The 13,826-nt window shown below is 62.8% G+C and carries 12 protein-coding genes and 1 tRNA gene; 5 read left to right on the forward strand and 8 right to left on the reverse strand.

Going from position 1 to position 13,826, the window contains the following annotated elements:
• Positions 1–36: 36 nt before the first annotated feature.
• Entirely contained in the window at positions 37–732 is a 696-nt protein-coding gene (gene ctrA / locus CK215_RS08400; protein ID WP_006203583.1) for a cell cycle two-component system response regulator CtrA, read from the reverse strand.
• 449 nt (positions 733–1,181) lie between these two features.
• On the opposite strand from ctrA, the gene CK215_RS08405 reads away from it, so the two are divergent.
• Positions 1,182–1,559, forward strand: a complete 378-nt coding sequence (locus CK215_RS08405; protein ID WP_066994149.1) for a flagellar export protein FliJ — start codon at positions 1,182–1,184, stop codon at positions 1,557–1,559.
• Between the two features lie 80 nt (positions 1,560–1,639).
• On the opposite strand, the gene CK215_RS08410 is transcribed toward CK215_RS08405, so the two are convergent.
• Complete coding sequence (locus CK215_RS08410; protein WP_066994146.1) at positions 1,640–2,047, reverse strand: helix-turn-helix domain-containing protein; 408 nt, start codon at positions 2,045–2,047, stop codon at positions 1,640–1,642.
• A 90-nt stretch (positions 2,048–2,137) separates the two neighbouring features.
• Here CK215_RS08410 and CK215_RS08415 point away from each other — a divergent pair, with 90 nt between their 5' ends.
• The gene (locus CK215_RS08415; protein ID WP_095830672.1) at positions 2,138–3,064 is read left to right on the forward strand and encodes an NADP-dependent oxidoreductase; all 927 of its coding nucleotides are present in this window, start codon (positions 2,138–2,140) and stop codon (positions 3,062–3,064) included.
• Between the two features lie 68 nt (positions 3,065–3,132).
• On the opposite strand, the gene CK215_RS08420 is transcribed toward CK215_RS08415, so the two are convergent.
• Together CK215_RS08420 and CK215_RS30680 are read right to left on the reverse strand one after the other, a co-directional pair.
• The gene (locus CK215_RS08420) at positions 3,133–3,408 is read right to left on the reverse strand and encodes a DUF1153 domain-containing protein (protein WP_006203587.1); all 276 of its coding nucleotides are present in this window, start codon (positions 3,406–3,408) and stop codon (positions 3,133–3,135) included.
• Positions 3,409–3,493: 85 nt separating this feature from the next.
• Positions 3,494–3,679, reverse strand: a complete 186-nt coding sequence (locus CK215_RS30680) for a hypothetical protein (protein WP_141245461.1) — start codon at positions 3,677–3,679, stop codon at positions 3,494–3,496.
• Here CK215_RS30680 and mnmA point away from each other — a divergent pair.
• Positions 3,678–4,868 carry a tRNA 2-thiouridine(34) synthase MnmA gene (gene mnmA / locus CK215_RS08425; RefSeq protein ID WP_095830673.1) on the forward strand — a complete coding sequence of 397 codons (1,191 nt, stop codon included), beginning with the start codon at positions 3,678–3,680 and terminating at the stop codon, positions 4,866–4,868. The genes CK215_RS30680 and mnmA overlap by 2 nt on opposite strands.
• 53 nt (positions 4,869–4,921) lie before the next feature.
• On the opposite strand, the gene CK215_RS08430 is transcribed toward mnmA, so the two are convergent.
• Positions 4,922–5,887 (reverse strand): Gfo/Idh/MocA family oxidoreductase, encoded by a 966-nt coding sequence (locus tag CK215_RS08430; protein WP_066994138.1) that lies wholly within the window; start codon positions 5,885–5,887, stop codon positions 4,922–4,924.
• Positions 5,888–6,116: 229 nt separating this feature from the next.
• On the opposite strand from CK215_RS08430, the gene CK215_RS08435 reads away from it, so the two are divergent.
• A tRNA-Met gene (locus tag CK215_RS08435) sits at positions 6,117–6,193 on the forward strand.
• A gap of 87 nt (positions 6,194–6,280) precedes the next feature.
• Here the strand turns inward: CK215_RS08435 and CK215_RS08440 are convergent.
• Positions 6,281–8,746: an adenylate/guanylate cyclase domain-containing protein gene (locus tag CK215_RS08440; protein WP_095830674.1), complete on the reverse strand. Its 2,466-nt coding sequence runs from the start codon at positions 8,744–8,746 to the stop codon at positions 6,281–6,283.
• An 80-nt stretch (positions 8,747–8,826) separates the two neighbouring features.
• Positions 8,827–9,921, reverse strand: a complete 1,095-nt coding sequence (locus tag CK215_RS08445; protein ID WP_095830675.1) for a branched-chain amino acid ABC transporter substrate-binding protein — start codon at positions 9,919–9,921, stop codon at positions 8,827–8,829.
• A 253-nt stretch (positions 9,922–10,174) separates the two neighbouring features.
• Between CK215_RS08445 and CK215_RS08450 the strand changes: the two genes are divergently transcribed.
• A complete protein-coding gene (locus CK215_RS08450; RefSeq protein ID WP_095830676.1) occupies positions 10,175–13,072 on the forward strand; it encodes a trifunctional glycosyltransferase/class I SAM-dependent methyltransferase/polysaccharide deacetylase in 2,898 nt (965 codons plus the stop codon).
• Positions 13,073–13,134: 62 nt separating this feature from the next.
• On the opposite strand, the gene CK215_RS08455 is transcribed toward CK215_RS08450, so the two are convergent.
• Positions 13,135–13,815 carry a redoxin domain-containing protein gene (locus CK215_RS08455; protein ID WP_066994127.1) on the reverse strand — a complete coding sequence of 227 codons (681 nt, stop codon included), beginning with the start codon at positions 13,813–13,815 and terminating at the stop codon, positions 13,135–13,137.
• Between the last annotated feature and the right edge of the window lie 11 nt (positions 13,816–13,826).

The following is a 13,826-nucleotide window of genomic DNA, read 5'->3' on the forward strand; positions in this document are numbered from 1 at the left end:
CGGCCTGAGCCGGGTTTTGTGTGAATTGGCAGAGGATCAGGCGCTGACGCGGATGTCTTCCGGCTCACGCAGCACATAGCCGCGGCCCCACACCGTCTCGATGTAATTCTGGCCGCCGGACGCTGCGTCGAGCTTCTTGCGCAGCTTGCAGATGAAGACGTCGATGATCTTCAGTTCCGGCTCGTCCATGCCGCCATAGAGGTGGTTGAGGAACATTTCCTTGGTAAGGGTCGTGCCCTTGCGCAGCGAGAGCAGCTCAAGCATCTGATATTCCTTGCCGGTCAGGTGCACGCGCTGGCCGCCCACCTCGACCGTCTTGGCGTCGAGATTGACCACCAGGTCGCCGGTGGTGATGACCGACTGGGCGTGGCCCTTGGAGCGGCGCACGATGGCGTGGATGCGCGCCACCAGCTCGTCCTTGTGGAAAGGCTTGGTCATATAGTCGTCGGCGCCGAAGCCGAGGCCGCGCACCTTATCCTCGATGCCGGCCATGCCGGAGAGGATCAGGATCGGCGTCTTGACCTTGGAGAGGCGAAGTGTGCGGAGCACCTCGTAGCCCGACATGTCGGGAAGGTTAAGATCGAGGAGTATGATGTCGTAATCGTAAAGCTTGCCGAGATCGACCCCTTCTTCGCCGAGGTCGGTCGTATAGACGTTGAAGCTTTCCGATTTCAGCATCAACTCGATGCTCTGTGCGGTTGCACTGTCGTCTTCAATCAGCAGAACACGCATTTCATTCCCCTTTTCTGCCGCCGGGTCGCGTCACGACCCGTCCCGAACCCGGAGCAGTGATTGCCTGAACAGAAGGTGCCACCGACTGGTTAACAAATCCTAATTTCGTGTCGGTCACGATATCAGATTTTTTAACCCCTTTCTACACCCACTTGAATCTAATAACGAATCGTAGACCCAAATCGCTCATGTACCACATTAATAAGCAAGCCTAAGTGACTCCAGAGACTCGCAGGCCGCGCTTCCTGCCGCTGTCCGGAATTTTTACCCGGCCTTAAGTCCTCGCCCGTATGATTAACAATGCCCGTAAACGAATGGTTACCGCCGGCAAAAATCTTTAGGGCTTTGTTTCCCATAGAGCGGGGAAAGCCGGTGGAAACGGGCGACGCGTAGGCCTTTCGAGGTCGATGGGACGATATGCAGGTGTGCGTTTTGCGGAGTACCGAGTCATGAAGTCACGTGAAAACCTCGTTCGGCTGAAGCAGTTTCAGGTGAATGAGAAGCGGCGCCAGCTGTTGCAGCTGGACATGATGATCGCCGAATTCGAACGCATGGCCGTCGAGTTGGAGGCGCAAATCGTCGCCGAAGAGAAAAAAGCCGGCATCACCGACATCAATCATTTTGCCTATCCGACCTTCGCCAAGGCGGCACGCCTGCGCCGCGACAACCTCAGGAACTCGCAGAACGATCTTGCCCAGCAGCGAACCATGGCCGAATCATTACTCGGCGAAGCTGAAGCGGAGCTTTCCAAGGCGGAGATGCTGGAATCGCGCGACAGCAAGATCCGCGACACGGAAGTGGGCGGCCGCAGCGCCATGATCGGCTGACCGCCGAACGCAATTGATGCCTCGGAGGACTGCCGGCATCGCCGTGTCGAATCCCGAGCCGAAAAAGCCCAGCCTCCGGCCTAGGGCAGCATCGCCGTCTCATCATCCTGATGGTCCGCCGACGCCCGCGCACGGGCATCCTTGATGTCGGGCGCATGCTCTTCCGCCCAGGACCTGATTTGGCTGAGCAGTCCCGCAAGGTTCTGGCCGAGTTCCGTCAATTCATACTCGACCCTCGGCGGTATGACCGGATAGACCTCGCGCCGGACGAGCCCGTCGCGCTCCAGGACGCGCAGCGTCTGCGTCAGCATTTTCGGCGTGATGCCTTCCAGCTTGCGGGCGAGCTCGCCATTGCGCAGGCGGCCGCGCCGCAACGCGCAAACCGTCAGATAGACCCATTTGCTGGCCAGCATCTCGAGCACCGTATGCGACGGGCATGTGCGCCGGAATGCGTCGTAGCCAAAGGAACCGCTGTCTTCACTATCCATGAGGTATCTATATATCCGAAAGGTGCATACTAGACAAGAGATTGTTACTATCCAAATGATAGCGGCAGCAATCAAGCAGGAGACCATCCAATGCGTGCCGTTACCCAGAATTCCGTTGGCGAACCCGACGTCCTCTTCGTCGCCCAACAGCCGGCCCCCTCGCCCAAGGCCAGCGAAGTTCTGGTCCGCGTCAAGGCCGCGGGCATCAACCCGGTCGATGGCGCGGTGCGCGCCGGCTACTTCCCTCTCATCGGCGAGCCACCTTTCATTCTCGGCTGGGATATCTCGGGCACCGTCGAGGCGCTGGGCACCGGCGTGACCGCCTTCAAGGTCGGCGATGCGGTCTTTGGCATGCCGCGCTTCCCCAAGCAGGCCGCCGCCTATGCCGAGTTCGTCGCCACGCCGGTGGACGAGATCGCAGCCAAGCCTGCCGCCATCGACCATGCCCAAGCCGCGGCGCTGCCGCTGGCCGGGCTGACCGCCTGGCAGGGTCTCGTCCGCCACGGCGGCCTGCAATCCGGCCAGCGCGTCCTGATCCACGCCGGCGCCGGCGGCGTCGGCCATCTCGCTGTGCAGATAGCCAAGGCGCGCGGCGCCTGGGTCATCGCCACTGCGAGCCCGGACAAGCTTGATTACGTCCGCTCGATCGGCGCCGATGAGGTCGTCGACTACACCAACGGCGATTTCACCGAACGGGTCCGCGATATCGACCTGGTGCTGGACGCAATGGGCGGTGACCATGCCGACCGGTCGCTGAAAGTGCTGCGCGAAGGCGGCGTGCTGGTGTCGTTGCTCAACGTCCATGATGCGACAAGGGCCAAGGCCGGGGAGCGCAACATCCGCGTCGAGCGCATGTCGGTGGTGCCGGATCGCGAGGGGCTGGTGGAACTCGCCAGGCTAGTCGATGCCAGGAAGCTCGCCGTGCACGTGGCGAAGGCTTTTCCGCTGAACCAGGCAGGTGCCGCCCATGCCTTCCTCGCCACCCGACCGATCGGCAAGGTTGTGCTGACGGTTTGATCAGCGCAGATCCCGGAAGCAAAAGGGCGCGGAGTTCCGCGCCCTTGGCTGTTTCCGGCAGTCGGAGCCTAGTGGCGATATTGCTGGATCCGCGTCGTGCGCAGCCCGGCAAGGCCATATTCGTCGATCGATGCCTGCCAGGAGAGAAACTCCTCGGTGGTCAGCTTGTAGCGCTGGCAGGCCTCTTCCAGGCTGAGCAGTCCGCCGCGGACCGCCGCGACCACTTCCGCCTTGCGCCGGATAACCCAGCGCCGTGTATTCGTCGGCGGTAGATCGGCTATCGTGAGAGGGCTGCCGTCGGGCCCGATAACATATTTGACTCTAGGTCTAACCAGATCGGTCATCGTACTCTCTACTAAAAACTCAAAGACCCAATCCCCGCCACCGTACCGCCACAGCTTTAAAAATTGCCTAAGCGAAGCCTAATGACTAGGTAAGGATCGTGAACGTCGCGTTAGGTTTTCGTTCGGCATTTGAGATAATCGCGGTCCGGCCCTGATTTTGCCCGGAAATATCGCCGATAAAATCGCTTGAGGAGCCAAGCTGGCGCCGCCGGGATGCTTGACCTATATTCCGGTCATTGGCAGCCAGCGCCACGCAGATTGAAAGAACCATGAACAGCCTCGATCTTCCCGGACGCCCAGAAGACACCCGCGTCGTCGTCGCGATGTCGGGCGGCGTCGATTCATCGGTCGTTGCCGGCATCCTGAAGCGCGAAGGCTATGATGTCGTCGGCGTCACCCTGCAACTTTACGACCACGGCGCGGCAACGCACCGCGCCGGTTCCTGCTGCGCCGGCCAGGACATCGACGATGCCCGCCGCGTTTCCGAGACGCTCGGGATCCCGCATTACGTGCTCGACTATGAAGAGCGCTTCCGTAAGGCGGTCATCGATCCCTTCGCCGAGAGCTACGTCGCCGGCGAGACGCCCATCCCCTGCGTGTCCTGCAACCAAACGGTCAAGTTCGCGGACCTTCTGGCCACCGCCCAGGATCTCGGCGCCGATGCTTTGGCCACGGGCCATTACATCCGCTCGCGCGCCAATGGCGCGCATCGCGCGCTCTACAGGCCGGTCGATGCAGACCGCGACCAGAGCTATTTCCTGTTCGCCACGACCCAGGCGCAGATCGACTATCTGCGCTTCCCGCTCGGCGGACTTCCCAAGCCGCAGGTGCGGGCGATCGCCGAGGAGATGGGGCTGACGGTTGCCGCCAAGCAGGACAGCCAGGACATCTGCTTCGTGCCGCAGGGCAAGTACTCCGACATTATCGCCAAGCTGAAGCCGGCGGCCGCCAATCCGGGCGATATTGTCCATATCGACGGTCGCGTGCTCGGGCGTCACGAAGGTATTTTGCGCTTCACGATCGGCCAGCGCCGCGGCATCGGCATCGCTTCGGGCGAGCCGCTCTATGTCGTCCATCTCGACGCCGACCGCGCCCGCGTCATTGTCGGCCCGCGCGAGGCTCTGGAGACGCACAGGATCTACCTGCGCGCCATGAACTGGCTCGGCGACGGCCCGCTTTCCGACGTTCCGGCCGGCGGGATCGAGCTTTTCGCAAAAGTCCGTTCGACCCGGCCGCCGCGCCCGGCCGTGCTGCATCACCGCGACGGCGTGACCTCGGTCGAGCTGGTCGACGGCGAATCAGGCATCGCGCCCGGACAGGCCTGCGTGCTCTATTCCGATGACGGCGATGAGGCGCGAGTCTATGGCGGCGGCTTTATCGAGCGCTCCGAGCGCGGCGCCGAGGCCGAGGCGATGCTGTCCAGGCTTGCGCAACAGCCCGCGCACGTCCCCGCCGAGTAACCCACGCCTTCAATCGGGCGCTTTGCCTCAGGATTCCCTTTTGTGAACGCGCCTTAAGCGGGCGACCCGCTATGCGCCACCGTCCCAGCCGTCAGGATGCGCAGCACCCGGATCGCTTCCTCGCCGTCGGTGCGGGGTTCGGCGCGCGTCTCGATGCACTGCATGAAGTGGGCGAGCTCGCGCGTCAGCGGCATGCCTTCGCCGACCGCAACGTAGGAAGGCTCGTTGGCGGTGAACGCCCACTGGCCGCTGTCCTGCCAGACAGCGTGCCTGTAGACGGCAAGCTTGCGCTCCCAGGGCTCGACATCGTCGAACACCGCCATCGCCTTGGTTCCGACCACGGTCAGCCGGCGCTCGCGATAGGGATTGAGACGAGAAGCGAACAGATGGCTGCGCACGCCGTTCGGAAAGCGCATGTGCAGATGCGCGAAGTCGCTGAGGTTGTCGAGCAGTGCCGCGCCCTCGCCCCTGACCTCGATCGGCTCGGTGCCGGTGATGGCGAGGATCATCGAGAGGTCATGCGGCGCAAGGTCCCAGAGCGCGTCGTTCTCGGTGTGGAACTTGCCAAGGCCGAGCCGGTGCGAGTGGATGTAGCGCACCTCACCAAGCTCGCCATTGTCGATCAGCGCCTTCAGCGTCTCGAAGGCGGGGTGGAAGCGCAGCACGTGACCCACCATGAAGACGCAGCCATTGTTCCTGGCCGCCTGCACCGAACGCTCGGCGTCCGCGACCGTCAGCGCGATCGGCTTCTCCACCAGCACGTCCTTGCCGCCCTCGATGGCGCGCAGCGCCATGTCGGCATGGAACTGCGGCGGCAGCGCCATGACAATGGCGTCGACATCGGCGCGCTCGAACAACTGGTCCGGCCCGATCGCCAGGCAGTCCTGCTCGCTGGCAAAGCCTTCGGCGCGGGCACGGTTGACGTCGGAAACGGCATGGAGCGCGCCAAGCGCCTTGAGGGTGCGGATGTGGTTGCTGCCCCAGTATCCGCAACCGAGGACGGCGATGCGCGGCTTCATTCGCTCAAACTCTAGAATTTCGTGGCCGAGACATAGCGACGTGCCCCGTCGAACTCAACCCCGATGCATGCGCTTCAGCGTCTGCCCGGCGCGGCTTTTCCAGGATGAGATTATGCTGATGCGTGCGGCTTGACAGCTTTGCCCTGCCAACCTTATATCCGCGCGACCTTGGCGAACGCCTCGAATTGCCCACGACCGGTGTGGTTCTTCGAGCCTCTTCGCCGCTCCTGGCGGAGTAGCTCAGTTGGTTAGAGCACGGGAATCATAATCCTGGGGTCGGGGGTTCAAGTCCCTCCTCCGCTACCACCTCAACCCATGTTCGGCCCGGATACATAGGCGTGACTTGCTCGGACGCGGCTTCGGTGATTTGCCGGCAGGCGCGGCGCCCAACTCCTACTGCCCGGGCTTGTGGGAAAGCCGGTCCAGCGCGTCTCGAAGCGCACTGGCGGCACCGCCACGCTCATCGGCGGACATCAGCCCCGGTTCAAGTTCCAGCCTGAAGTGCGGCAGCTCGGTTCGAACAACGCGACAGGCGCCCGCTAGATTGGCCTTGATGACGCGGTAGGTGGCGACGGGATAGGCGATGCCCTTGACCTGGACGTGCCCCATCTCCTCACAATCGATCGTGTCCTTCACTTGCGCAAACGTCTCGTAGGAAATGAGGATGGTCCCCGGAGCCGCCTCTTGTTCCAGGCGCGAGGCGAGATTCACGGCGCCGCCGATTATCGTGTAATCCATCCGGTCCTCGCTGCCGAAGTTGCCGACGGTGCAGTAGTCGGTATGGATGCCGATGCGGCAGCGCAGCGGTGTTTCGATCCCCATGTCCCGCCAGACTTCGGCAAGCTCGCTGATCCGCTTTTGCATGGCAAGCGCCATCTGCACGCAAGCCAGCGCGTCCTGCTTGACGCCGCGCGTCTCAGGGTCGCCGAAAAACATCAGGATCGCGTCGCCGACGTACTTGTCGATCGTGGCACCATGATCCAACGCGATTTTCGACATTTCCGTCAGGTAGTGATTGAGGAGCTGGGTGAGATCCTCGGATTCCATCTTGTCGGTGGTCTCGGTAAAGCCGGCGATATCGGAGAAGCATATGGTCAGCTTCTTACGCTGGCTGGCGATTCTAACGTCTTGGCGGCCGGTGAATATCGAGCTGTACACTTGGGGCGCCAGATATTTGGCCAGCTTGCTGGAAAGCGCTTCCAGGGCAGCGGACTTCTCGGCGAGGTTCTCCTCCCTTTGCTTCAGCTCGGTGATGTCCGAATAGACGGCGACCGTGCCGCCGGCGCTGATCCGCCGCTCGCTTATCATGATCCATCGTCCGTCGCCCCGCCGCTGCACCCATGGTTCGCCGGGGTTACGGTGCCGCCACAGGCGCTCCGCGACCCACTCATCGACCCGACCCTCGGCATCCCTGATGTAGCCACGCTCCGCGGATCGGCGAATGATCTCCTCGAATGCCATGCCGGGGGTTAGCTCTGCCTCCAGACCGGCGTATAGCAGTTCGCGGTAGCGGCTGTTGCTAAGGACAAGCCAGTCCTCTTTGTCATAGAGAGCGAAACCTTCGGAAATGCTTTCGATGGCATCGACTAGCCGCTGACGCGCTTCTGCAACGTCGCGCAGGTTCTTTTCCTCGACCTCGACAGCGGTATCCCGGAAGAGGCTCAGCGCCTCGGCCATGCGCCCGATTTCGTCGCTGCCCGCCGCCGGCAGCGGCGCACGAAGGTCGCCGCCCGCGATCGCGAGCATGCCCTGACTCACCGCTCCCAGACGGGCGAGTAGGCTGCGGTCGACATAGAGCCAGACGACCAGAACCGAGCTCAACAGGCTGAGAAACGCAGAGCCGAGGACAACTCCGGTGCCGTAGCGCTGGACGAGCGCGGCTTCGCGACCGGAGGCAGCGATCTCGCGGTCCGCTGCGGCGACAAGACGGTCGACGGCTGCGGTCAGACTGCGCGACAGCCGATTGTTTTCAGCCAGAAGCTTTTCGCCCTGCGCGAGGACCGCAAGCTCCTCCTCCCGTGCCTTCGGGATGCTGCTCTCACCATCGGTGAGTGCCTCGAACTCGTCCACCCGCAGCCGAAAACGGGTTTGCAGCTTTTCGTCGATCTCCGAGGAAGCCGTTTCCAGAGCGGCGAGCGAGCGGTGCAGCGGAAACAGGATCAACGCCAGGTCGCCCCGCGTCGGTGCGGTCGCGGCCTTCACCAGCGCGTCGTTGACTGCCGAGATCTCCAGCAGCGCCTTCTGCTGGGGGATGTAAGCCGCAATCGCATGGACCATGTCGGCCATTGCCGCTGCGCGTCGATCGGGCGACAGCGACGTATCGGCCGCGACCGCCCGCCATTGCGGGAGCCTGGAATCCATCACCACGATGCCGGTGGCCAGAAGGCGTTGGCTGCCGGTCGTCGTCGCGGCGAGGCGGTTCAGAAGCTCCTCCTTGCGGGCGACGACATCGAGGCGGGCGACAACAAGAGAGTCGAGCTCCTTCAGGTTGCGCCTCAGGACAACCGCAGCTTCCTCGATCTCAGCTAAAGGCACTGTGCCCAGTGTAGCATCTCTGAGATCCGTACGCAGGGCCTCGAGGCGGGACATCTCGAGCGCGACGGCCGCCGAGACCTTGCTGTGCTGAGCCCTGCTTGTCGCCGCCAGCACCGATGGCGCGGCAGCGGCGACCCGTTCGGCCTGGCGCGACAGCTGGAGGGAGGCCAGCGCCGACGGCACCCGATCCCTGGTGATTCGGTCGACGACGTCGCCGACTTCGAGGAAGGCATAAAGCGCCGCGGCGGTAGCCAGCACCGCAAGGCCGCTGATCCCGAAAAAGGCGAGCAACAGCCGACCGCGTATGCCGAGGCGTTCAAGCATCGTGGGGAGTCGGAACAATCCAGCCACACTGGTCTGCATCAGACTAGACGTCTCAGCGTCACGCCGGCGTTCGGCGCACCCTATTCAACCGGCACGTACTCCCCGCCCCGCCAGACGTACCAAACCCAGCTCTGCCTCGTGAGGTCGCCCTTGGCGTCGAAATCGACCCTGCCAATGACGGTGTCGAATTGCTGTTCGCGCAGTGCCGCTATGACCGCCTTTGGCGCCAGCGAACCTGCCTTCGCCACCGCCTGGGCCCAGACCTGCACCGCGCAGTAGCTCAACAGCGTATAGCCCGCGGGCTCGAAGTTGTCCGCACGGAACTGCTCCACGATCGCGGCCGCGCCGGCATTTCGCCGCGGGTCCGCCGGGAAGGTGAACAGGGTCCCCTCCGCCGCTGAGCCTGCGATCAGGGCGAATTCCTCGGTAGCCAAAGCATCTCCGGATATGAGCTGAAGCGTGTAGTCCCGGTCGCCTGCAGCGCGAGCGATCAGCGCAACGTCGGCATGATACCCGCCCACATACAAGGCCGAAATGCCGGCGGTCTGCAACGCAGCGACCTCGGCTGAATAGTCGTCCTTCCCAGGCCTGTATGCGTCGTAAAAAACTTCAGTCACGCCCCGTTTGTTCAGCTGCTTCCTGGTCTCGTCGGCGAGACCCTTCCCATAGGTCGAATTGTCGTGAAGGATTGCGATCTTCTTGTCGCCCCAATGATCGGCAAGGTAGTTGCCGGCGATGAAACCCTGCGCGTCGTCGCGGCCTATGGTGCGGAAGACGTTGCCACGGCCCTGTTCGGTCAGCTGCGGATTGGTCGAGCCTGGGGATATTTGCACGACGCTCGCCGCCTCATACACTTTTGATGCGGGGATCGAGGCTCCAGAGCAATAATGCCCGACGACGAGCACCACCCCGTCGGCCACCAGCTTCTGGGCGGCCGCGACCGCCTGCTCGGGATCGCAGAAATCGTCGACCGAGATCAGCCTCACCTTCTGGCCGAGCACGCCACCCGCCGCGTTGAGGTCGGCCACCGCCCTCTCCGCGCCGCGTTGCCCCTGCTCGCCAATCCAGGCAAGCCGCCCTGTCATCGCAGACGAGACCCCGATCAGCACTTCAGCCCTCGCGGAACTGAACACGGCCGCCAGAATTACGATCGCTAGGGCGATGACACGGTGCATGTTTGCACCCCTTGTGGACAGTAGCTTACGCTAATCCAGTCTGCCCCGACAGCCCCTTCGGCATGCGCGAGTGTCTCGGATGTGACGCGAGAAGAGCGTCCCGGCGCATCGGCCCTAACGCTAGACCAAATCGTGGGGCATGAGCGCGCTGGGCCATTCAAGCCTGTTTTCAAGTCTTGTTTGCGTGCAGGAAATCGCGGGCTATGGTTTGGGACTTTTGTTCTACCTTCGAAGCAGGCGCGGGTAAGACGGCGTGGCGCATAATCCTCTGGTTTCAATCGTGGTTCCTGCGCACAACGCCGAGGCAACGCTGGCGCGCGCACTCGATTGCCTTCTCGATCAGGATATAGCGGATTGGGAGGCGATCATCGTCGATGACGCCTCTACGGATCGCACCCCCGCGATCATCGCCGGTTATGTTGAGCACGATGCCCGATTTCGCACGTTGAGGTCTTGCGCATATAGCGCCGCCGGTGCGCGCAACAGCGGGATTTCGGTCGCGCGCGGCCAATGGCTCATGTTTCTGGATGCGGACGATTGGGTGGATGCCAGCTTCCTTGCAAAAATGCTGACCGCTCTGAAAACCGCTCCCGATGCGGTGGCCGCCTATTGCGGTTCTCGGCGCGTGATGCCCGACGGCGAACTGACCCCGTCGAGCATCTCAACAGAGGTTGCGATCGAGCCCTTCGAAACTTTCGCGCGCCGGCGCGCCATTCGCACTCACGCGCTGCTGGTCGATCGGAAGACAATTGTCGAGTTGGGCGGTTTCGATGTGTCGCTGCGCACCTGCGAGGACTGGGACCTGTGGCAGCGTCTCGCACGTCTGGGCAAACGTTGGGTGATGGTCGACGAGCCTCTCGCTTTCCATCGGGTCAGCCCCAACTCGCTCTCCTGCAATTCGACGCAGATGCTGGCAGATGCGGCAATCGTGATCGTCCGCGGCTTTTCTCCTGATCCCAGGGTCGAACACCCGGCATCGGTTCACGCCAATGGAGCGATCGACGCGAACGGCTGCTCCGCTGCCGAAGCACTCGCGTGGTTCGAGCTGTGGAACGCCGCGTCGGATTGCGGCCGCGGCGCCTGCTCAATCGACGCGCAGTCCCTGCGCGCGGTCCCGGCAGCACGCAAATGGGCGCGTGAGATCGCCAGGGTGGTCTTCGATGGCCTTATGGTAGGAAGCCTGTCGGTGCCAGCGCAATTGGCTGCCAGGTGGGACAGGTTCGGTGGCCCCCTCACCGAGTTGATCGTCGAACTCGGCAGGGTCTGGGACGATCCCGCAGCGGGTCGCCGCGTCCAGTATCACCTTGAGCAAATGCTTCTCGACTCCGACGATCTCGCCGCGCCGCGCAGATTGGCGCGGACACTCGGAATTCGCGTCGACGCCGGAAATCCGGCCTCCACCGAACTTCCGGAAGGAATCGATCGAATTTATGCCTATCTGATGATGGACGGCCGGATCGAGGCTCGCGTGCAGTTCGGCGCGCTCGGGAAAGTGACAAGGAGCCATTGGATCGAGTTGGCCTCGCAGAGCGGCGTTGCCGACAAGTCAAACATGTCTGAAGCCGGGGCATCGTTGTCCATGGCGGAGCCTCCGTCCGATCCGGACAGCCACTTCGGCAAGCTGGCGCGATTGGCCGCGAAAGCGCAGGAACTGGTTCGGTCGAGCGCCGAACCTGCAGCGCCATTTGCGGCACCGCGCCGTAAACCGGCCGCGGATGACAACGGTACTGATCGCACGTCGTTCTGGAATCGCCGTTTCGCGACCGAGGATCCCTGGAACTATCGTTCGCCCTATGAGCAGGAAAAGTATGAGCGGCAGCTCGAAATTCTGCCTGCCGGTCTCATCGGACGGGCGCTTGAGCTGGCCTGCGCGGAGGGCCACTTCACGCGGCAGCTGGCGCCGCGTGTCGGCCATTTGACCGCAACTGACATCTCCAGCGTAGCCGTCGAGCGGGCGCGCGCGCGATGCAGCGATCAGCCGAATGTCGACTTCGGCGTACTGGATTTCTCCGCGGAAACGCTTCCGGGCAAGATGGATCTGATCGTCTGTTCGGAAGTGCTCTACTACCTGGACGATCTCGCTGAGTTGCGGCGCATCGCCAAGAAATTTGTTGAGGCGTTGAAGCCTGGCGGCAGTCTCGTCAGCGCACACGCATTCGTGCTCCGAGACAATGTTGAAAGGACGGGCTTCGACTGGAACACATTCGGTGCACAAGCCATCTCGGAGACGCTGGCGGCGACCGAAGGCTTCGTCCTCGAGCGGTCGATCCAGACCGAGCTCTATCGCATAGACCGCTTCCGGCGTCTGTCGCCAGACGATGTGGCGACGGAACCGGCGATTGATCATGTGCCAATCCAGGCGTCCATCGGTGTTGGAGTCGCGCGAAACATCGTCTGGGGCGGGGCACGGGCCTTGCGCCGCGACGTCGCGCGCAGCGAACGGCGGCAGCATGCCCCTGTCCTCATGTATCACGGCGTCGCCGAGGATGGTCCGGCCGCGCTCGCTCGTTTTCGGCTCACGCCCGCCGCATTCGACAGCCAGATGGCATGGCTGCGCGCCAATGGCTTTCACGCCATCACGTCCGAGCAGCTGGGATGGTCCATCGCCAACCGTGAACCTTTCGTTGGCCGCCCGGTGCTCATCACCTTCGATGACGGCTTCCAGAATTTTGCCGACCATGCCTGGCCGACCTTGCGTGCGAACGACCTGACCGCGGAAGTGTTCCTGGTAACCGACTTGGTAGGGGAAAGTGCACGGTGGGACATCGACAGCGGTCCGCCGGCGCAGCTCATGGACGCAGGGACGGTGCGACGTCTCGCCGGCGAAGGTGCGTTCTTCGGAAGCCATCTGGCGACGCATCGCGCGATCGATGGTCTGTCGAGTTCTGATTTGGCCGCCGAGCTCCTGCGCTCTCGCATGTTCGTCGAACGGTGGACCGGTCGGCCGACCACGGCGTTCGCGGCACCCTTCTCTGTCACCGACCGACGGCTTGGCCGGCTGGCCAAGGAGTGCGGCTATCGGATCGGCTTCGGCGGCAAACACGGGCCGGCGGGCCTCGATTGCGATCCCATCGACCTTCCGCGCATCGAGGTTCGCGGGGATCGCTCGCTCGATGACTTTGTTGCACGTCTCGAGGCCGTGCTCGGATGAATTGTGAACAAACCGCTTCTGCCTTTTTGTCGGTGTCCCGCGCGACTACCTTGTTCGCAAGTCTATTGAACGACCTGGGACACGGCTGACATCAGCTCCTGCGGGTTTGGCGCCCCAAACATGTATCGCCCACCCTCTGGAACCTCCGTGAAGCTCCAGCGGACCACCCCCTGCCGGTCCAGCAGGAATTGACCGATCAGTTGTCCGTGTCCCGTTGCCATCATCTGCTGGTCGGCCTCGGTCACTTCGTAGTGGTCCTTCTTGTCGAGGAATTCGCTGGCCGCAAAAGGATCCATGGGAGCGGGCAACTCGCCTGGTATGTCGACCCGCATATCCTTTGCCGCTGCCATCGAGACCTTGTACGGCCAGTTCGTGTCGTCTTGGGTGAATTCGAGATTGGGCAGTCCAAAAGCACGATGCGAAGCGCGTTCAGGGTCGGAAGCCGCAAGCAGATTCGGCATCGGGTGGTAGCGGAAATAGAGGCGCGCCCGTTCGATCGGCGTGTTGACCACCGTCAGGCTTTCCACTCCCTTTTCGCGCAGTTCCGGATCAAGCCGCGCCTGGGCGGCGATATGGCGCCGGCAAAACGCACAATGCAGACCTCGAAACAGGCCAACCAGCACTGGTTTTTGTCCGCGGAAGTCGTCAAGCGCGATCTTGCCTTCCTGGGTAATGGCGTCGAGCACCACGTTCGGCGCACGATCGCCCGGTTGAAGCGGTACCAAGTCAATACGCGCGGACATTGTTCAACCTC

The organism is Mesorhizobium sp. WSM3864, from assembly GCF_002294955.1.
Classification (GTDB): Bacteria; Pseudomonadota; Alphaproteobacteria; order Rhizobiales; family Rhizobiaceae; genus Mesorhizobium.